Origin of the sequence: Pantoea sp. B_9, assembly GCF_008632015.1 — a bacterium.
In the GTDB taxonomy this organism is placed as follows: Bacteria; Pseudomonadota; Gammaproteobacteria; order Enterobacterales; family Enterobacteriaceae; genus Pantoea; species Pantoea dispersa.
In genome coordinates this window covers 1175006-1192720 of record NZ_VWVL01000001.1, presented here as the reverse complement: position 1 = coordinate 1192720, position 17715 = coordinate 1175006, and the positions used below count along the sequence as shown (strand labels likewise).

Here is a 17715-nt window from a genome sequence, read left to right as displayed (position 1 = left end):
GCAGAATGGAGGGGGGCAGAGAAAAATAGTTGCCCCCCGAAAGGGCTCAGCGCTGCTGCTGATCAGGTAAGAAAGCGGTCAACAGGCCAATAAGTGGCAGCCAGGCGCAGATTTGATACACCCACTCGATACTGGTGTGATCGGCGACCACGCCCAGGACCGCCGCGCCGAGGCCGCCCATGCCAAAAGCAAAACCGAAAAACAGCCCGGAAACCATGCCGATGCGCCCGGGCAGCAGCTCCTGGGCATAGACCAGAATGGCGGAAAACGCCGAGGCAAGGATCAGACCAATAATGACGCTCAGCACGCTGGTCCACATCAGGCTGGCGTGCGGTAACAGCAGGGTAAACGGCGCCACGCCGAGAATCGATCCCCAGATGACATACTTCCGCCCGATTTTATCGCCTATCGGCCCACCGATGATGGTGCCGGCGGCGACCGCACCCAAAAAGGCAAACAGATGGAACTGCGAGGCCTGCACGGACAGCCCGAATTTGTGCATCAGATAGAAGGTGTAATAGCTGCTCAGGCTGGTGAGATAAAAGTACTTGGAGAATATCAGCAGCAGCAGAATGCCGATGGCCAGCGCCACTTTATTGCGCGGCAGGGGGTTACGCGGCCTGCTGGCAGCGCTGGCCTGCGTGGCGCGCTGCTGGTGGCTGTACCAGCGGCTCACCTGAAGCAGCACAATGATGCCGAGCAGCGCGGCCAGCATGAACCAGCTGAGATGGCCTTTGCCATAGGGCGCGACGATGATGGCGGCCAGCAGCGGCCCGAGTGCGCTGCCAAAGTTACCACCGACCTGAAACAGCGACTGAGCCAGCCCGTGGCGGCCGCCGGAGGCCATACGCGCCACGCGCGACGATTCCGGATGGAACACCGATGAGCCGCAGCCAACCAGCGCTGCGGCCAGCAGCACCTGCGGATAAGTGCTGGCGAAGGTCAGCAGCACCAGACCGAACAGGGTAAACCCCATCCCGACCGGCAATGACCAGGGTTTCGGATATTTGTCGGTGTAATAGCCAATCAGCGGTTGTAATAATGAGGCCGTCACCTGATACGTCAGCGTAATCAAACCAATTTGCACAAAGCTGAGGCTGAAATCTTTCTGCAGCAGCGGATAGATCGCCAGTAATAGCGATTGCAGCATATCGTTCAGCAGATGCGCGAGACTGATGGCACCAAGAATGCCAAAAGCGGTACGCCCGGTGCGCCGCGTCGGGGTTAACGTCTGTTCACTTGCCATAAAGATCCTGAAGGGGGTGGGAATTTCGTTATCAGATTGTTACGTCATGCATGACTGTATTCGCCTTTGGCCTTGAGTTAAAGGGCGAACTGTGCGACACAGAAGGGCGAAAAGGCACATCAGGCGCACCGCCCGGTAAAAAACGCAGAATAAGGAGATCGGCTTTGTTGTTATCACCGCACAGAGGGCGCTGGCTGGCGCTGATTATGCTGCTGTTGCCGCTACTGGCGCAGGCGTGGCAGCCGGACCGCAGCTATCGCTTCAGCATTTTGCACACCAACGATCATCACGGCCACTTCTGGGCCAACGCGCAGGGTGAATATGGTCTGGCCGCGCAGAAAACGCTAATGGATCAGCAGCGGTATGATGTACAGGCCAAAGGCGGCGGCGCGCTGATTCTGTCGGCGGGCGACGTTAACACCGGCGTGCCGGAATCGGATGTGCTGAACGCCGAGCCGGACATTCGCGGCATGAACCTCATCGGCTATGACGCGATGGCGCTCGGTAACCACGAATTCGACAAACCGCTCAGCGTGCTGCAAAAGCAGCAGAAATGGGCGAAGTTTCCGTTTCTTGCCGCCAACATTTATGCCAAAGGCAGCGATAGGCGCCTGTTTAAGCCGTGGGCGATATTCAATCGTATGGGGCTGAAAATTGCGGTGATCGGCCTGACCACCACTGACACGCTGCGCATCGCCAATCCGCAGAACGTAGCGCAGATAGATATTCGCGATCCGGTGAAAGAGACGGAAAAAGCGGTGGCGGAACTGCGCGCCAGCGACAAGCCGGATGTAATTATCGCGCTGACGCACATGGGCCACTACGACGATGGGCAGCATGGCAGCAACGCACCGGGCGATGTGGAACTGGCGCGCAGCCTGCCGCCGGGCACGGTTAACGTGATCGTCGGCGGGCATTCGCACGATGCAGTGTGCATGGCAAAAGAGAACGTCAGCGTGGCGGATTATCAGCCCGGACAGCCGTGCCAGCCGGATCGCCAGAACGGCGTGTGGATCGTGCAGGCGAAAGAGTGGGGGAAATTTGTCGGTCGCGGCGATTTCACCTTCCGCAACGGTGAGCTGACGCTGGATAACTATCAGCTGATTCCGGTCAACCTTAAGCACAAGGTGAAGAACCTTGATGGCAGCGAAACCTGGCTGCCGTATCAGGAAGCGATAGCGCAGAACGGCGCAATGATGAAGCTGCTGACGCCGTATCAGCTGCGCGCCGGCAAACAGCTGGCGGTCAACGTGGGTCGCAGCGACAGCGTGTTTGATGGCGACCGCAGCAAGGTGCGCTTTGAACAAATGCCACTGGCTCAGCTGATCCTGCGCGCGCAGATGGCGGCTACTCAGGCCGACTTTGCCGTTATCAGCGGCGGCGGTATTCGCACCTCGCTGGCGCAAGGAGAGATCAGCTGGCGCGATCTGTTGCAGATCCAGCCGTTTGGCAATCAGGTGGTGTCCGTGACGCTGACGGGCAAAGAGCTGCTGAACTACCTGGCGACGGTGGCGAATATCAAAGCCGATTCCGGCGGTTTCGCGCAGTTCAGCAACATCAGCCTGGTGGCCGATGGCAAAAGCGTCAGCGCAGTAAAAATCAATGGCGAGCCGCTGCAGCTGGATAAAACCTATCGCATGGCCACTAACAGCTTTAACGCCAGCGGCGGCGACGGCTATCCGGTGATTGATGGCCATGCTGGTTTCCGCAACAGCGGCCTGCGTGATGCCGAGGTGCTGCGCAGCTATGTCAGTCAGCACTCACCGCTGCGCGTCGCCGATTATGCGCCACCGCAGATTGTGCACCTGACACCGCAGCAGGTTGAGGAGCGCGACAAAGCGCTGGAGAAGCAAAAGAAGCGCAGCTATCCGCAGATGATCCTGGCGTGGATCTGGCCGCGCGCGGCGCACGAGTGACAAAACGGGCGGCACTTCAGCCGCCCGCAGTTTTTCAGGCGCGGCAGGATTTCTGGCTCACCCAGCGCTGGCGCAGCTTATCCCATGCCCAGTTGTAAGCCATGGTGTAGGGCAGAAAGAACAGAAAGAACGCCACTTCCAGCAGGAAAGCGTCCAGCAGCGAAATGTGCAACATCCACGCGGCAATCGGCAGGCCAATAAGGATAAAACCGCCCTCAAAGCCGAGCGCATGCAGCGCGCGCAGGCCGAGACCGCGCTGGCGCTGCGGCGGACAGAGGCGGTCAAAACCGCTGTTATAAATGATGTTCCACAGCATGGCGACGGTCGACAGCATAATCGCCAGCGCGCCCATCTGAAACAGCGGTTTATCCATGACCCAGGCGGCCAGCGGCGCAACCGTGACGATCGCTAACCCTTCAAAGCCTGCGGCATGACAAAAACGTTCTTTCAGTGAACGGGTACGCATATAAACCTCCTTTTGAGTAACGCCACGCATTTTCTCACTGCACAATGCTAAGATAAAATGATTACCTATCGATAAAAGCGATGGTTCAGCATGAAGTACTCACCAGAATCCCTTGAGGCATTTGTCCAGACCGTAGCCAGCGGCTCGTTTTCCGCAGCGGCGCGTGCGCTGGCAAAAAGTCAGTCCACCATCAGTAGCGCGGTGGCCAATCTCGAAGATGACTTAGGCTTTGCGCTGTTTGATCGCAGCGGCCGCCAGCCGGTGCTGACCGCTCAGGGTCAGCGCGCGCTGGCACAGGTGCAGCAAATTCTTGCTGCCAGCCAGCGGCTGGATGAACTGGCGGTGCGGCTGTCGCAGGGCGTTGAGCCGCGCCTCAGTCTGGCCATTTCCGACTTCTGGCAGGCCGATCACCATGAAAATCTGCTGACGCGCTTTGAGGCACGCTATCCGGATATCGAGTTTGAATGCATGATTGCGGAAGATGAGGATGTGCTGGATTTACTGCAGGCCGGGCGCGTACATCTTGGCGTGGTGCGCGCCCAGCCGCGTTTGCCGCCGGATCTGGCGGTGGCGCGACTGCAGGTTGAAGCGCAAATGGCGATTTTCCTGCATCAGGATCACCCGCTGGCAGCCCGTTCGCAGGTGAGCGAGGCGCAGCTGGGCGAATTGCGTCAGCTGCGGCTCAATACCTGGGTAGAAACCCGCCAGCCGCTGCCAGCCGGCCGCACCTGGTCGGCCCCAACTTATCTGTTGTTGCTGGAGATGGCGGAGCAGGGGTTTGGCTGGAGCGTACTGCCGCGCTGGCTGGTGCAGCAGTTTGGTCATCAGGTCTTGCGCGAGCTGCAGGTGCCGGGCTGGCCGCAGCATATTGCGGTGGATGTTATCTGGTCGCGGCGCAATCCGCCGGGTCCGGCCGGGCGCTGGATGATTGACCAGCTGTGCGCGCAGCAGCCTGATTAATCGCGGCGCGCCACGTCAGCCAGCATGGCATCCAGCAGCCGTGCCAGATCCTGCGCGGCCAGTTCGATATCCAGCCCGCGCTTGCCGCCGGAAATAAAGATGGTCGGGAATTCGCTGGCCTGCTGATCGATCACCGTCGGCAGCCGCTTTTTCTGCCCCAGCGGACTGATGCCACCCACCAGATAGCCGGTGACGCGCTGCGCCAGTTGCGGATCGGCCATGTCGGCTTTTTTTGCCCCCAGCGCTTTGGCGACTTTTTTCAAATCCAGCTGTGAAGAGACCGGCGTCACCGCCACTGCCAGCGCTTTGCCATCACCGTTAAGCGCCACCAGCAGGGTTTTAAACACCTGGCGCGCATCCAGGTTGAGCTTGCGCACCGCCTCGTCACCGAAGTGGGTTTCATGGCTGTCATGCTCGTAGGGATGCAGGGTAAAAGCGACCTGTTGTTTTTCCAGCAGTTTTACGGCGGGTGTCATAATCAATCCTTGCTACGAAAATTCTTATCTCGGTTTGCGTGAAAGTACTGGCGAAAATCTGAACTTTGCGCGAAAATTGGCCGGCGCCAGTCACCCTGGCGATAACCAAAATCATAAACAAATTCCTCTTTGACGGGCCGATAGCAATATTGGCCTTCTTTTTTTATGCCTTCAGCAGCTGCGGCAAATTGTCTTCGCCGTAGAGATGCAGTGCACCGACCGCCACCACATAGCGCCCGCGCGGCAGCGCCAGCAGCAGCTCGCGCCAGTGCTGATTACGGTTGCGCATCAGGGTATCGTTCAGTTCACTGCTGAACGTAGTCGGCAGCGCCACCGGCTGGCTGGCTGGCGGCGCATCCAGCCACCAGCTGATCATGGTTTGCAGCAGTCGCGCGTTGGTGTGCCAGTGTTCCAGCGTATCCAGCAGCAGCGCCAGGCCATCCTGCGGTAGTGATTTCAGCAACGCGATCTGCGTTTCCGGCCCTTCCAGCTCAATAATGCGTTTTCCTGCCGCCTGCGCTGCCTGCAGCAGCTGATAGTCAATACCGTACTGCGGTCGTAGCCCCAGCCGCTGCGCCTGCTGCGCCTGCAGCATCAGCGCAATTTGCCAGAACGGCAAGGTATCAAACAGCGCGATGTTCAGTGACAGCTCATCGCACAGCGCCGTCAGCTGTTGCAGCGTCTCTGGCGTCAGCCGCGTTGCCAGCGGCGGATACGCTTCACCCTCACTGAATGGTGAACTGCCGCGGGTAATATCCGCTTCCACCACCAGCGCATCGGCTTTCTGCAGATGGCGCAGCAAGCCGGCCGGCAGCGGTTGCATATCGCGCGTGCCCATATGAATACTGCCAGCCAGATGCAGACGGCGGTCTCCGAGTCTGATATCCATGGCGGGCCAGCTGTAGCTGGCGGGGAACAGGCTGCTGGCCAGCTGTTGCAGGCGGTGCCACACACTGCGTCTCATGCCGTGTCCTTTTTAAGTCAAAAATCCATGCTAGCGATTTCGCTCAGCGAAAGACAGGGCAGAGGTTGCTATTGCCGCTGCGCCGGTTTAAAGCGCAGCAAACGGTTAGCATTGCTCACCACGGTGATCGACGACAGCGCCATGGCGGCACCGGCGACGATGGGGCTGAGCAGCACACCGGTAAACGGATAGAGTATGCCGGCAGCAATCGGAATGCCCAGACTGTTATAGACAAAGGCACCCAGCAGATTCTGCCGCATATTGCGCAGCGTGGCGTTGGCCATCGCCAGCGCGTCGGCCACGCAGTGCAGATCGTTGCGCATCAGCGCCATCGCCGCGGTTTCAACCGCCACATCGCTGCCGCCGCCCATGGCAATCCCCACATCCGCCTGCGCCAGCGCTGGGGCGTCGTTGATGCCGTCGCCCACCATCACCACGCTGCGCCCCTGCTGTTGCAGCTGCGCTATCGCCTGCGCTTTACCGTCCGGCAGCACGCCGGCGATCACCTCATCGATGCCCGCTTCGGCAGCGATGGCTTCGGCAGTGGTCTGATGGTCACCGGTAAGCATGATCAGTCGGTAGCCCAGCTGATGCAGCCGCTGTAGCGCCGCACGGCTCTCCGGACGCAGCTGGTCACGCAGGGCGATCAGGCCCAGCAGCTGCTGCTGATCCGCCAGCAGCACCGGCGTGGCGCCCTGCGCAGCAAGTCGCGCGATATCCTGCTGTGCGGCGCGCAGGTCGATGTGCTGCTCTTCCAGCAGCGCCGCATTGCCCAGCAGCAGCGTTCTGTCAGCGACAGTAGCACTCACGCCTTTGCCACGTATTGTACGAAATTGCGCAACACGGGCGTCACTGACGGTCGGTGCGGCGACGACGATGGCCTTCGCCAGCGGATGCCCCGACCCCAGCTCCAGCTGGGCGGCGGCCTGCAATACCTGCTGACGATCCCAGTCGCTGTACAGCAGAACCTCGCTGACCTGCGGCGTGCCCCGGGTCAGGGTGCCGGTTTTATCAAAAACAATGGTGTCGACTTCACTGGCCCGCTGCAGCGCATCGGCATCGCGCACCAGCACGCCCAGCTCGGCAGCGCGGCCGACGCCCGCGATCACCGACATCGGCGTGGCTAAGCCCAGCGCACACGGACAGGCGATAATCAGCACCGTGGTGACAATCACCAGCGTATAGGCCAGCTGCGGCTGCGGTCCGACAACATACCAGACCGCTCCGCTGAGCAGGGCAATCGCCACCACCACCGGCACAAACACCGCCGAGATGCGATCGGCCAGCCGGCCCATTTCCGGCTTGCTGCTCTGCGCCTGACGCACCAGATTGATAATACGGGCCAGCGTGGTATGGCTGCCGGTGGCGCGGGCGGTGAACTGTAGCGATCCGTCCTGCACCAGCGTCCCGGCATAAATCTTATCGCCAGGACGGCGCGACTGCGGCAGCGCTTCGCCGGTGAGCATTGCTTCGTCAAGCCAGGCTTCGCCGCGGCTGACTTCGCCGTCCACCGGTACGCGATCGCCGGTCACCAGCTTCAGCGTCATGCCCGGTTCGATTTCGCTCAGCGGCAGCGGCTTTTCCCCTTCGGCGGTGATCACGCAGGCCTGCGCCGGGGTTAAATCCAGCAGCCGCTCCAGCGCCTGTGAGGCGCGCTGGCGCGCGCGCTGTTCCAGCGCATGGCCGAGGTTAATCAGGCCGATGATCATCACGCTGGCTTCAAAATAAAGATGGCGCGCCTGCGGCGGGAAAAATGCCGGCCATAGCGCGACGCTCATCGAGTAGATCCAGGCCGCACCAGTACCGAGCGCCACCAGCGTGTCCATGGTGGCGGTAGCATGACGCAGGCTGCGCCACGCGCTGCGATAGAAGTGGCCGCCGGCAAGCGCCATCACCGCCAGCGTGACGGCACCGAGCACGCGCCAGAGCGTCTGGTTGCTGTCGTTTAGCATCATGTGATCGCCGAGCATGCCCCAGACCATCATCGGCACGCCGACGATCAGCGCCAGCGCCGCCTGCCAGCTAAAGCGGCGCATCGCCTGCTGTGCGCTGACCTGCTGGCGCTCGCGCCGGGTTTGTTCATCTTCGATCACTTCCGCAGAATAACCCGCCTCGTCTACGGCGCTGGCCAGCGCTGAGGGTACGGCATCGCCCAGCACCAGCGCGCTGCGCTCACCCAGATTGACGCGCGCCTGGCTCACGCCGGGCACTTTCTGTAACGCCTGCTCGACGCGGCTGACACAGCTGGCGCAGCTCATCCCGCCTATCAGCAGATGGTGCACCGCAAGATTCTCTTCTGCCGGCTGCGACTCCGTTGTCAGCGCCTCCGGCTGCGGCTCCTGAGCTGGCAACGGATCAGGCTTTGGGCTGGACGCCTCATTTTTCAGCGTGGCGTGATAACCAGCCTGCTCAACGGTGGCAATCAGATCGCTGGCGCTGGCTGCGCCGGTGACGCGCGCTTCCTGCTGCGTTACCTCGGCCTGTTCCACATCGCTGCGCTGCTCCAGCGCCTCTTTAACGCGTTTAACACAGTGGCCACAGGACAAGCCGTCCAGAGCCAGTAATTGTGTGTGTGACATCATCAACTCCTCGTTTATCAGGTTTGACTCGCTGCAAGATTTGCATTAGTTATAAAGCCTAAACCTTCCATTCAGGGGAAGGTCAAGGGGCAGAGATGAACATCAGCGATGTAGCAAAAAAAACCGGGCTGACCAGCAAAGCGATTCGTTTTTACGAACAGAAAGGGGTGGTTACACCGCCGTTACGCAGTGACAATGGCTATCGCAGTTACGCCGCGCACCATCTGGATGAGCTCAATTTTCTGCGCCAGGCGCGGCAGGTGGGCTTCACGCTCGAGGAGTGCCGCGAACTGGTCGCACTGTTTAATAATCCGGCGCGCCACAGTGCCGATGTCAAAGCGCGTACCCTGCAGAAGGCGGATGAGATCGCGGCGCATATTGAAGAGCTGCACGCGATGCGCGCGCGTCTGCTGGAACTGGCTGCAGCCTGCCCGGGCGATGACGGTGCCGAATGTCCCATCATCAATCACCTGGCGGGCTGCGGTCATCAGGAGGGCGGCAAACGCGGCTGAATCAGCAGCGTGATGCCTGACACGCCGGTCACGATCACCGGCGTGCCCGCTGGCAAATCTTCCTGCGCCTGCACGCGCCAGCTGCTGTCACCAATGCGCACATGACCGACGCCGTCTTTTAGCGCACTGTCTAACGTCAGGTGCTGGCCAATCAGCTGGCTGCCGCGCTGATTGAGTGTATTGGGCTGCTGCGCACTTTCGCGAAAGCGCATCCAGCGATACCAGAAAAACACGCACAGCAGCGTCAGGGCGGCGAACAACATGCCCTGGCTGGTCCACGAGAACGGAAACAGCCACTCAATGATCCCGACCAGCACCGCCGCCACGCCGCTCCACAGCAGGTAACCGCTGGTGCCGAGCATCTCCGCTGCCAGCAGTAAACCGCCCAGCGTGAGCCAGAACCAGTGCGGATGCGCAATCAGCTCCATCAGCATCACGGTTTGCGCTCCTGACGGCTCTCTTTCAGCAGCTCGCTGATACCGGCCACCGAGCCGAGCAGGCTGCTGGCGTCGAGCGGCATCATCACCACTTTGCTATTATTCGCTTCGCCAATTTTTTGCAGGGCATCGGTGTATTTCTGCGCCACAAAGTAATTAATCGCCTGGATATCCCCGGCAGAGATGGCTTCTGACACCATCCGCGTGGCGTTGGCCTCGGCTTCGGCCTGACGCTCGCGCGCTTCCGCCTGCAAAAAGGCGGAGGTACGTTCGCCTTCCGCTTTAAGGATTTGCGACTGCTTATCGCCCTCGGCGCGCAGGATGGCCGCCTGGCGTACGCCTTCGGCGGCGAGGATATCGGCGCGTTTGGTACGCTCAGCCTTCATCTGCGCGTTCATGGCCGCTATCAGTTCCTGCGGCGGGCGCACGTCGCGGATTTCAATACGGGTGATTTTTACCCCCCACGGATTGGTCGCTTCATCCACAATGTGCAGCAGGCGGGTATTAATGTTATCGCGCTGCGACAGCATCTCATCCAGCTCCATGCCGCCGAGCACGGTGCGGATATTGGTCATGGTGAGGTTGATGATGGCCAGCTCAAGATTGCTGACTTCATAAGCGGCGCGCGCCGAATCCACCACCTGAATAAAGCACACTGCATCAATGGTGACGTTGGCGTTATCTTTGGAGATGATCTCCTGTGACGGAATATCGAGGACCTGCTCCATCATATTAATCCGGCGACCAATACGATCCATGAACGGCACGACTAAATTCAGACCGGGCGGTAAGGTTTTGGTGTAGCGGCCAAAGCGCTCCACCGTCCACTGGTAGCCCTGTGGCACAATTTTGACACCGGCCCACACGGTAACCAGCGCGAGCACGATGATGACGGGAATCACTGTTAACATATAACCTCCTGGCTGTCAGATTGTCGGGCCGAGTCGCTTCGGCCCGTTTACCGCGCGGTACCGGTCAGTACAGCAGCGAGTAGAGCTGGCGACGATAGCGCGAGGCGAGGGCATCGCCGGTGCCGAGGGCCGCCAGAATCTCCTGGAACATTTTGCGCACTTCGCCGTCACCGGCGCTGAGATCGCGCTTCAGAAAACCTAACAACAGCTCCAGCGCTTCTTCATTGCGGCCCACCTGATGCAGCTGTAACGCAAGTTTAGCAGCCAGACCGGCGTTGTCCGGTTCGCTTGCCATCTGCTCCTGCAGCTGCTGGATCTCCGGCGTGTCGGCGGCCTGTTTTAGCAGGTCGATTTGCGAAATCAGGCTCTGATAACGCGTATCCTGATCCTGCAACGGTACCACAGCCAGCACCGCTTCGGCTTCTTCGCTGCGGTTCAGGGTGATCAGGACTTCTGCCAGCAGAAAACCGATTTCACTGTTCTGGTTGCTCAGCTGCCAGGCGTCTTTCAGCAGCGGTAGCGCATCCAGCGGCTTGCCTTCCTGCATTAGCTGCATCGCCTGCTGCGCCTTTAACTCCTCTTCACGCGGCAGGACTTTCTCCAGCAGCGCGCGAATCGCCTCTTCCGGCTGCGGGCCCTGGAAGCCGTCGACCGGCTGGCCGTTCTGGAACAGGTAGACGGTCGGCAGAGAGCGCAGACCAAACTGCGATGCCACCAGCTGCTCTTTATCGCAATCCAGCTTCGCCAGAATAAACTGGCCGGCGTACTCCTGTGCCAGACGCTCCAGCACCGGCGTCAGCTGCTGGCAGTGCTGGCTGCGCTCCGACCAGAAGTAGAACAGTACCGGCAGCTGCATTGATTGCTCCAGCGTCTGCTGCAGGTTGGATTCGTTGATGTCGATAATCAAAGCGTGTGACATGAATACGTCTCTTGGCAGAAAGTGTGTTGAGGATATGGGGGCAAACGCCCCGGCTTCAAGTTCAATTCCGGCTTGCAGTTTAGTTACTGCGTAAAATGCGATCCAGCATCCAGCCCGGCAGCAGTCGTTTGAGCAGACTCATCGCCCAGGCGACCAGCGTCACCGGATAGCGCAGGCGCGGATGTTTACTCTCCAGCGCATGCCGCAGTTTCGGCAGAATCGCCTCCGGCGGCAGGCTAAAGCGTGCGGCGATGCCGGGGTTGCGCACGGGCTTGTCGCGTTCGCCCTGCTGCACGTTTTCAGTAAACCGGGTGGTAATCGGGCCTGGCTCAATCAGGCTGACGCGCACGCCGCTGTGGCGCACTTCCATGCGCAGCGCATCGCTCCACGCCTCCAGCGCCCATTTACTGGCGGCATAAGCGCCGCGGCCCGGCGTGGAAATCAGGCCGAGCACCGAGCTGGTGTTGATAATCCGCCCGTCGCCGCTATTTTGCAGCGCCGGTAACAGGCGCAGCGTCAGCTGGTGGGTGCCAAAAAAGTTGGTGGAGAATTGCTGCTCCAGCTGCTGACGCGACACGCTGGTCAGCGGACCGTACTGGCCGAAGCCGCCGTTATTGAACAGCCCGTGCAGGCAGTGGTCGGTGAGGGCCAGCGCGCGATCCGCGGCGGCATCCACGCTGGCCGGATCGTCAAGATCCAGCAGGATGCCGGTGAAGCCGAGCTCATCCATGCGCGCCACATCGTCGGCGCGGCGACAGGCGGCCAGCACGCGATAGCCGCGCGCCAGCAGATCGTTGGCCGCCACCAGACCGATGCCGCTGGAGCAGCCGGTAATTAATACGGACTTTTGCATATCTTTACCTGTCATTGGGCTCATCGCGGCGTTAATCATGCTTAACTAGCGGAGCCAGTTGCTCAGCCATCAGGTTGGCGATGAACGGCTGTGCATCCGGATTGGGGTGAATACCGTCCTGCTGCATCCACTCCGGCTTCAGATAAACCTGCTCCATAAAGAACGGTACCAGCGGAATATGATACTGCTGCGCGAGGCGCGGATAGAGCGCGCTGAACGCGTCGGTGTAGCGTCGGCCATAATTAGCCGGCAGACGAATTTGCATCAGCAGCGGCTGAGCGTTAGCGGCTTTGACCTGATCGATAATTTTACTCAGATCCTGCGCGATGTTTTGCGGCGGGAAGCCGCGCAGCCCATCGTTACCGCCCAATTCGATTAACACCCACTGCGGCTGATGCTGTTTTAATAGGCCCGGCAACCGCGCCAGCCCCTGACCGGCGGTATCACCGCTGATGCTGGCGTTAACCACTTTGGGCTGCTGTTGCCAGGTTTTGTCGAGCAGGCTCGGCCAGGCGGCGGTGGCGGACATGCGATAGCCGGCACTCAGGCTATCGCCGAGAATCAGCAGGGTATCGGCGGCGGCGATGCGCGATACCAGCAGCAGCAATAACAACAGGAAGGAATAATGCCAGCGGAAAACATTGTTGCAGTTCATCATCTTACTAAGTCCGTCGGTCAGGGAGAGCATCAGCTGACCATCCTTACCGGAGTTGAGCTGGTTGTCAAACCAGCCGAGACGCTGGCGCTGATCGGCGAGTCGGGATCCGGGAAATCCACCCTGCTGGGGATTCTCGCCGGACTGGATGATGGCAGCAGCGGCGAAGTGCATCTGCTGGGCCAGCCGCTTCATCAGATGAACGAAGAGCAGCGCGCCGCGCTGCGCGCGCGTGAGGTCGGCTTTGTGTTTCAGTCCTTTATGCTGGTGCCCACGCTCAACGCGCTGGAGAACGTGCAGCTTCCTGCACTGCTGCGCGGAGACAGCGATCGCGACAGTCGCGCGCAGGCCACTGAATTACTGACGCAGCTCGGACTAAAAGATCGTCTGCACCATCTGCCAGCCCAGCTCTCCGGCGGCGAACAGCAGCGCGTGGCGCTGGCGCGCGCCTTCAGCGGCCGTCCCGGCCTGCTGTTTGCCGATGAGCCGACCGGTAACCTTGATCGCAAAACCGGCGATCGCATCGCCGATCTGCTGTTTTCACTCAATCGCGATTTCGCTACCACGCTGATTCTGGTGACGCACGATGAGCAGCTGGCGGCACGCTGCGATCGTCGCCTGCGGCTGCGCGACGGCAAGCTGTGGGAGGAAGCATGATCTGGCGCTGGTTCTGGCGCGAGTGGCGTTCACCCTCGCTGCTGATTGTCTGGCTGGCGCTGACGCTGGCGGTGGCCTGCGTGCTGGCGCTGGGCTCCATTAGCGATCGCATGGAGAAAGGGCTGAGCCAGCAGAGCCGTGACTTTATGGCCGGCGACCGCACGCTGCGCAGCAGTAAACCGGCACCGGATGCGTGGCTGGACAAAGCGCGCGAAGAGGGGCTGGCGGTCAGCCGGCAGCTCAGCTTTATGACCATGACCTTTGCGCAGGAGACACCGCAGCTGGCCGATGTCAAAGCGGTCGATGATGCCTACCCGATGTTCGGCACCCTGCAGACGGATCCGCCCGGCCTGCGTCCGGTGGCCGGAACGGTGCTGGCCGCGCCGCGTCTGCTGGCGCTGCTTAACCTGAAGGTCGGTGACCGCATTGACGTGGGCGATACCACGCTGCGCATTGCCGGCGAAGTGATTCAGGAGCCGGACGGCGGATTCAATCCGTTTCAGACGGCACCGCGTTTGCTGATGAACCTTGCTGACGTGGAGAAAACCGGCGCGATCCAGCCTGGTAGCCGTCTGAGCTGGCGCTATAAGTTTTCCGGCGAGGCGGCACCGCTGGCGCGCTATGATCGCTGGATTCAGCCGCAGTTGCAGGCCGGCGAGCGCTGGATCAGCGTGGAAAATTCCGAGGATGCGCTGGGCCGCTCAATGCAGCGTGCGCAGCAGTTTCTGTTGCTCTCGGCGCTGTTAACCCTGCTGCTGGCGATTGCCGCAGTGGCGGTCGCCATGAGTCATTACTGCCGCAGCCGTTACGATTTGGTGGCGGTGCTGAAAACGCTGGGCGCCACGCGTAAATCGCTGCAGCGGCTGATTATCGGTCAGTGGCTGGCCGTGCTGCTGCTGGCGGCCATCGCCGGCAGTGCGCTGGGGCAGGGCATTGAAGTCGCGCTGCTGCTGATGCTCAAACCGGTGCTGCCCGCCGCTTTACCGGCTGCCAGCGTCTGGCCGTGGCTGTGGGCGATTGGTGCGCTGGTGGTGATCTCGCTGCTGGTCGGGTTGCGTCCGTACCGTCTGCTGATGGCCACACAGCCGCTGCGCGTGCTGCGTCGTGATGCGGTAGCCTCGCTGTGGCCGCTGCGTATTTATCTGCCGGTGATGGCGCTGGTGGTGGTAGCGCTCCTTGCGCTGCTGATGGGCGGCAGCAAAATGCTGTGGGCGCTGCTGGCTGGCGTGGTGATGCTGGCACTGCTGCTGGCGCTGCTCGGCTGGGGCACGCTCCTGCTGCTGCGCAGACTGGTGGTGCGTAATCTGGCGCTGCGCCTGGCGATCAACCGTCTGCTGCGTCAGCCAGCCATGACGCTCAGCCAGCTGGCGGCATTTTCGCTCTCCTTTATGCTGCTGGCGTTATTGCTGGTGATGCGCGGCGATCTGCTCGATCGCTGGCAGCAGCAATTACCGGCGGATGCGCCCAACTATTTTCTGCTCAATCTGACCCAGCAGCAGGTGCCGCAGGTAGACGAGTTCCTGCGGCAGCACCAGGTTAACGCCGGAACCTTCTATCCGATCGTGCGGGCAAGGCTCACTGAGCTGAACGGCAAGCCAGCCGATCCCAACCTGGATAACGCGCTGAATCGCGAGCTTAATCTGACGTGGCAGGCGGAGCGTCCGGATCACAATCCGCTGGTGGCCGGCAGCTGGCCGCCGAAAGCCGGTGAAGTCTCGATGGAGGTCGAGCTGGCCGATCGTCTGGGCGTCAGGCTCGGCGACAGGCTGACATTTAGCGGCGATACGCAGCAGTTCAGTGCGACGATCACCAGTCTGCGCAAGGTCGACTGGGAGAGCCTGCGGCCAAACTTCTTCTTTATCTTCCCGCCGGGGGCGCTCGATCAGCAGCCACAAACCTGGCTGACCAGCTTCCGCATGGCGAACGATCCCGCGCTGCTGGCGCAGCTCAACCGCGCGTTCCCGACGCTGAGCCTGCTGGATGTCGGCAGCATGCTGAAGCAGATTGGACAGGTGCTGGCGCAGGTGAGCCAGGCGCTGGAGATCATGGTGATCCTGGTGACGGTTTGCGGTGTGTTGCTGCTGCTGGCGCAGATCCAGGTCGGCATGCGCCAGCGCCGGCAGGAGCTGGTGGTGTATCGCACGCTCGGTGCCAGCCAGCGCCTGCTGCGCGGCACGCTATGGTGTGAGTTTGCGCTGCTTGGCGTGGTGGCGGGTATCGCGGCGGCGCTGGGGGCGGAAGCGGCACTGTGGGGACTTCAGCGCAAGATTTTTGATTTCCCGTGGCAGCCGGACTGGACGCTGTGGCTGGCGCTGCCGCTGTGCGGTGCGGCGCTGCTGTCGCTGTGCGGCGGCTGGCTGGGTGTCCGCTTACTGAAGGGGAAAGCGCTGTTCAGGCGGTTTGACGCTGCCTGATGCCCTCACCCCAGCCCTCTCCCACGGGAGAGGGGGCCGATCGAGCCTGTATGCGTGATTCTGCACTTCAGGACGTTCAGGTGAGCGTCAAACGGAAAAATCGCACCGTATAATCCCCTCTCCCTGTGGGAGAGGGCAAGGGTGAGGGGAACACCGCAGAACTACAGCTTCGCCACGGCCCACGCAATGCCGCTCGCATAGGCGTCAGGCAGCAGCGGTACCAGCGCATTGAGTGCGGCGGTGAGGCGTGCCGGATCGCTGTCGGTCAGATTCAGGTGGCCGACCTTGCGTCCGGCGCGGACTTCTTTGTCGTACCAGTGCAGATGCACCAGCGGCTGCTGCAGCCAGTCGGTATTGAGGTCGGTGCCAATCAGGTTGACCATCACCGACGGCGCAAACACCACCGGCTGCGGCAGCGGCAGACCGAGCACCGCACGCAGGTGCAGTTCAAACTGGCTGATTGAGGCGCCATTCTGTGTCCAGTGGCCACTGTTGTGCACGCGCGGTGCCAGCTCATTGATCAGCAAGCCCTGCGGTGTGACGAAACACTCCATCGCCATCACGCCCACGTACTTCAGCTCATGCATGATCGCGCTCAGCATCGCTTCTGCCTGCTGCTGTTGCGCGGCATCAGCCTGCGGGAAGGCAACGCTGGTACGCAGAATGCCGTCCTGATGCAGGTTGTGCGTCAGCGGATAAAACACCGTGCGGCCATCGTGCCCGCGCGCGCCCACCAGTGAGACTTCACCGCTGAAGTTAATACCCTGCTCAACGATGCACTCGCCGTAGCACTCATCCGGCAGCGTTGCGGTTTCGTCGGCGCGCAGGCGCCACTGGCCGCGGCCGTCGTAGCCGCCGGTGCGGCGCTTGACGATCGCCAGCTCGCCCAGCGTGCTAAACACCGCCGTCCACTCGCTTTTATCGGCCAGCAACTGCCACGGCGCGGTTGCCAGGTTGAGCTGATCGAGCAGCTGCTTTTGCGTCAGGCGATCGGCGAGGCGCGGAAAAATATCGCGATTGACAAACGCCGGATGGTTAGCCAGCTCGCGCGTCAGCGCGGTTTCCGGCCAGCGCTCGATTTCCGCGGTGATCACGCTTTGCGCGATCGGCAGTGCCGACGGCTCCGCGTCCAGCCCGACCGGATACACGGCGATGCCCAGCGGTTCGCCGGCCTGGCGCAGCATGCGGCCCAGCTGACCGTTGCCGAGTACGCAAACTGGCTTCATGCGTCCTCCCGCGGATCCGGATTATTCAGCACCTCATCGGTCTGGCTCTGACGCCAGGCGGCCAGGCGTGCAGCCAGATCGCGATCGTGAATCGCCAGGATCTGCGCCGCCAGCAGTGCGGCGTTGGCGGCACCGGCTTTACCGATGGCCAGCGTACCGACCGGAATACCGCGCGGCATCTGCACGATGGAGTAGAGGCTGTCCACGCCGCTCAGCGCTGCACTCTGTACCGGTACGCCCAGCACCGGCAGCAGGGTTTTCGCCGCCAGCATGCCTGGCAGGTGCGCCGCACCGCCGGCACCGGCGATGATCACCTGAAAACCGTTGTCGGCTGCGCGCTCTGCAAAGCTGAACAGCTTATCTGGCGTACGGTGCGCAGAGACCACTTCAACGTGGAACGGGACATCCAGGCTGTTAAGGATTTCCTCGGCGAACTGCATGGTAGCCCAGTCACTTTTGGAACCCATGACGATGGCGATACGGGCCGGGGCGGCGTTGGATGACATGCGGTCAACTCCTGTGAA

Annotated in this window: 17 protein-coding genes; 5 read left to right on the top strand and 12 right to left on the bottom strand. The window is 61.3% G+C overall.

The features are described 5' to 3' along the window. Positions 1-46: 46 nt before the first annotated feature. Complete coding sequence (locus F3I21_RS05760; protein ID WP_058769404.1) at positions 47-1246, bottom strand: MFS transporter; 1200 nt, start codon at positions 1244-1246, stop codon at positions 47-49. Between the two features lie 164 nt (positions 1247-1410). On the opposite strand from F3I21_RS05760, the gene ushA reads away from it, so the two are divergent. Then, positions 1411-3162 carry a bifunctional UDP-sugar hydrolase/5'-nucleotidase UshA gene (ushA, locus tag F3I21_RS05755; RefSeq protein ID WP_150058470.1) on the top strand — a complete coding sequence of 584 codons (1752 nt, stop codon included), beginning with the start codon at positions 1411-1413 and terminating at the stop codon, positions 3160-3162. Positions 3163-3196: 34 nt separating this feature from the next. Here ushA and F3I21_RS05750 read toward each other — a convergent pair whose 3' ends face one another. Then, positions 3197-3628, bottom strand: coding sequence for a multidrug/biocide efflux PACE transporter (locus tag F3I21_RS05750; protein ID WP_021508647.1), 432 nt, complete (start codon positions 3626-3628; stop codon positions 3197-3199). 90 nt (positions 3629-3718) lie between these two features. Between F3I21_RS05750 and F3I21_RS05745 the strand changes: the two genes are divergently transcribed. Further along, complete coding sequence (locus F3I21_RS05745) at positions 3719-4588, top strand: LysR family transcriptional regulator (RefSeq protein ID WP_150058469.1); 870 nt, start codon at positions 3719-3721, stop codon at positions 4586-4588. On the opposite strand, the gene ybaK is transcribed toward F3I21_RS05745, so the two are convergent. From ybaK to copA, 3 genes are all read right to left on the bottom strand, one after another. Beyond that, positions 4585-5064: a Cys-tRNA(Pro)/Cys-tRNA(Cys) deacylase YbaK gene (gene ybaK / locus F3I21_RS05740; protein WP_141496712.1), complete on the bottom strand. Its 480-nt coding sequence runs from the start codon at positions 5062-5064 to the stop codon at positions 4585-4587. The two genes, F3I21_RS05745 and ybaK, sit on opposite strands and share 4 nt — an antisense overlap. Before the next feature lie 163 nt (positions 5065-5227). Continuing rightward, entirely contained in the window at positions 5228-6028 is an 801-nt protein-coding gene (locus F3I21_RS05735) for a TraB/GumN family protein (RefSeq protein ID WP_141496713.1), read from the bottom strand. A gap of 68 nt (positions 6029-6096) precedes the next feature. Then, entirely contained in the window at positions 6097-8607 is a 2511-nt protein-coding gene (gene copA, locus F3I21_RS05730; protein WP_150058573.1) for a copper-exporting P-type ATPase CopA, read from the bottom strand. 95 nt (positions 8608-8702) lie between these two features. Between copA and cueR the strand changes: the two genes are divergently transcribed. Then, positions 8703-9119: a Cu(I)-responsive transcriptional regulator gene (gene cueR, locus F3I21_RS05725; RefSeq protein ID WP_088516259.1), complete on the top strand. Its 417-nt coding sequence runs from the start codon at positions 8703-8705 to the stop codon at positions 9117-9119. On the opposite strand, the gene F3I21_RS05720 is transcribed toward cueR, so the two are convergent. The 5 genes from F3I21_RS05720 to tesA form a co-directional block, all read right to left on the bottom strand. Further along, positions 9095-9553, bottom strand: coding sequence for an NfeD family protein (locus tag F3I21_RS05720; protein WP_021508641.1), 459 nt, complete (start codon positions 9551-9553; stop codon positions 9095-9097). The two genes, cueR and F3I21_RS05720, sit on opposite strands and share 25 nt — an antisense overlap. After that, positions 9553-10467, bottom strand: a complete 915-nt coding sequence (locus F3I21_RS05715; RefSeq protein WP_021508640.1) for an SPFH domain-containing protein — start codon at positions 10465-10467, stop codon at positions 9553-9555. Before F3I21_RS05715 ends, F3I21_RS05720 begins: the two co-directional genes overlap by 1 nt. 64 nt (positions 10468-10531) lie before the next feature. Beyond that, a complete protein-coding gene (locus tag F3I21_RS05710) occupies positions 10532-11386 on the bottom strand; it encodes a co-chaperone YbbN (RefSeq protein WP_021508639.1) in 855 nt (284 codons plus the stop codon). 79 nt (positions 11387-11465) lie between these two features. Next, the gene (locus F3I21_RS05705; RefSeq protein ID WP_150058468.1) at positions 11466-12239 is read right to left on the bottom strand and encodes an SDR family oxidoreductase; all 774 of its coding nucleotides are present in this window, start codon (positions 12237-12239) and stop codon (positions 11466-11468) included. A gap of 31 nt (positions 12240-12270) precedes the next feature. After that, a complete protein-coding gene (gene tesA / locus F3I21_RS05700; RefSeq protein WP_021508637.1) occupies positions 12271-12897 on the bottom strand; it encodes a multifunctional acyl-CoA thioesterase I/protease I/lysophospholipase L1 in 627 nt (208 codons plus the stop codon). Between tesA and ybbA the strand changes: the two genes are divergently transcribed. Both ybbA and ybbP read left to right on the top strand, forming a co-directional pair. Continuing rightward, the gene (ybbA, locus tag F3I21_RS05695) at positions 12865-13551 is read left to right on the top strand and encodes a putative ABC transporter ATP-binding protein YbbA (RefSeq protein WP_021508636.1); all 687 of its coding nucleotides are present in this window, start codon (positions 12865-12867) and stop codon (positions 13549-13551) included. The genes tesA and ybbA overlap by 33 nt on opposite strands. Further along, on the top strand, positions 13548-15965 hold the full coding sequence (gene ybbP / locus F3I21_RS05690; RefSeq protein WP_150058467.1) for a putative ABC transporter permease subunit YbbP: 2418 nt from the start codon (positions 13548-13550) through the stop codon (positions 15963-15965). Before ybbA ends, ybbP begins: the two co-directional genes overlap by 4 nt. A 161-nt stretch (positions 15966-16126) precedes the next feature. Here ybbP and purK read toward each other — a convergent pair whose 3' ends face one another. Together purK and purE are read right to left on the bottom strand one after the other, a co-directional pair. Beyond that, on the bottom strand, positions 16127-17191 hold the full coding sequence (gene purK, locus F3I21_RS05685) for a 5-(carboxyamino)imidazole ribonucleotide synthase (RefSeq protein ID WP_150058466.1): 1065 nt from the start codon (positions 17189-17191) through the stop codon (positions 16127-16129). After that, entirely contained in the window at positions 17188-17697 is a 510-nt protein-coding gene (purE, locus tag F3I21_RS05680; RefSeq protein ID WP_021508633.1) for a 5-(carboxyamino)imidazole ribonucleotide mutase, read from the bottom strand. Before purE ends, purK begins: the two co-directional genes overlap by 4 nt. Positions 17698-17715 lie beyond the last annotated feature (18 nt).

What these genes read in the sequence shown, in the direction of transcription:
- copA (WP_150058573.1), bottom strand. Translation starts at nt 8,607, where the DNA reads ATGTCACACACACAATTACTGGCTCTGGACGGCTTGTCCTGTGGCCAC.
- purE (WP_021508633.1), bottom strand. Translation starts at nt 17,697, where the DNA reads ATGTCATCCAACGCCGCCCCGGCCCGTATCGCCATCGTCATGGGTTCC.
- tesA (WP_021508637.1), bottom strand. Translation starts at nt 12,897, where the DNA reads ATGATGAACTGCAACAATGTTTTCCGCTGGCATTATTCCTTCCTGTTG.
- ybaK (WP_141496712.1), bottom strand. Translation starts at nt 5,064, where the DNA reads ATGACACCCGCCGTAAAACTGCTGGAAAAACAACAGGTCGCTTTTACC.
- F3I21_RS05715 (WP_021508640.1), bottom strand. Translation starts at nt 10,467, where the DNA reads ATGTTAACAGTGATTCCCGTCATCATCGTGCTCGCGCTGGTTACCGTG.
- F3I21_RS05710 (WP_021508639.1), bottom strand. Translation starts at nt 11,386, where the DNA reads ATGTCACACGCTTTGATTATCGACATCAACGAATCCAACCTGCAGCAG.
- F3I21_RS05705 (WP_150058468.1), bottom strand. Translation starts at nt 12,239, where the DNA reads ATGCAAAAGTCCGTATTAATTACCGGCTGCTCCAGCGGCATCGGTCTG.
- F3I21_RS05750 (WP_021508647.1), bottom strand. Translation starts at nt 3,628, where the DNA reads ATGCGTACCCGTTCACTGAAAGAACGTTTTTGTCATGCCGCAGGCTTT.
- purK (WP_150058466.1), bottom strand. Translation starts at nt 17,191, where the DNA reads ATGAAGCCAGTTTGCGTACTCGGCAACGGTCAGCTGGGCCGCATGCTG.
- ybbA (WP_021508636.1), top strand. Translation starts at nt 12,865, where the DNA reads ATGCCAGCGGAAAACATTGTTGCAGTTCATCATCTTACTAAGTCCGTC.
- ybbP (WP_150058467.1), top strand. Translation starts at nt 13,548, where the DNA reads ATGATCTGGCGCTGGTTCTGGCGCGAGTGGCGTTCACCCTCGCTGCTG.
- F3I21_RS05735 (WP_141496713.1), bottom strand. Translation starts at nt 6,028, where the DNA reads ATGAGACGCAGTGTGTGGCACCGCCTGCAACAGCTGGCCAGCAGCCTG.
- F3I21_RS05720 (WP_021508641.1), bottom strand. Translation starts at nt 9,553, where the DNA reads ATGCTGATGGAGCTGATTGCGCATCCGCACTGGTTCTGGCTCACGCTG.
- cueR (WP_088516259.1), top strand. Translation starts at nt 8,703, where the DNA reads ATGAACATCAGCGATGTAGCAAAAAAAACCGGGCTGACCAGCAAAGCG.
- F3I21_RS05745 (WP_150058469.1), top strand. Translation starts at nt 3,719, where the DNA reads ATGAAGTACTCACCAGAATCCCTTGAGGCATTTGTCCAGACCGTAGCC.
- F3I21_RS05760 (WP_058769404.1), bottom strand. Translation starts at nt 1,246, where the DNA reads ATGGCAAGTGAACAGACGTTAACCCCGACGCGGCGCACCGGGCGTACC.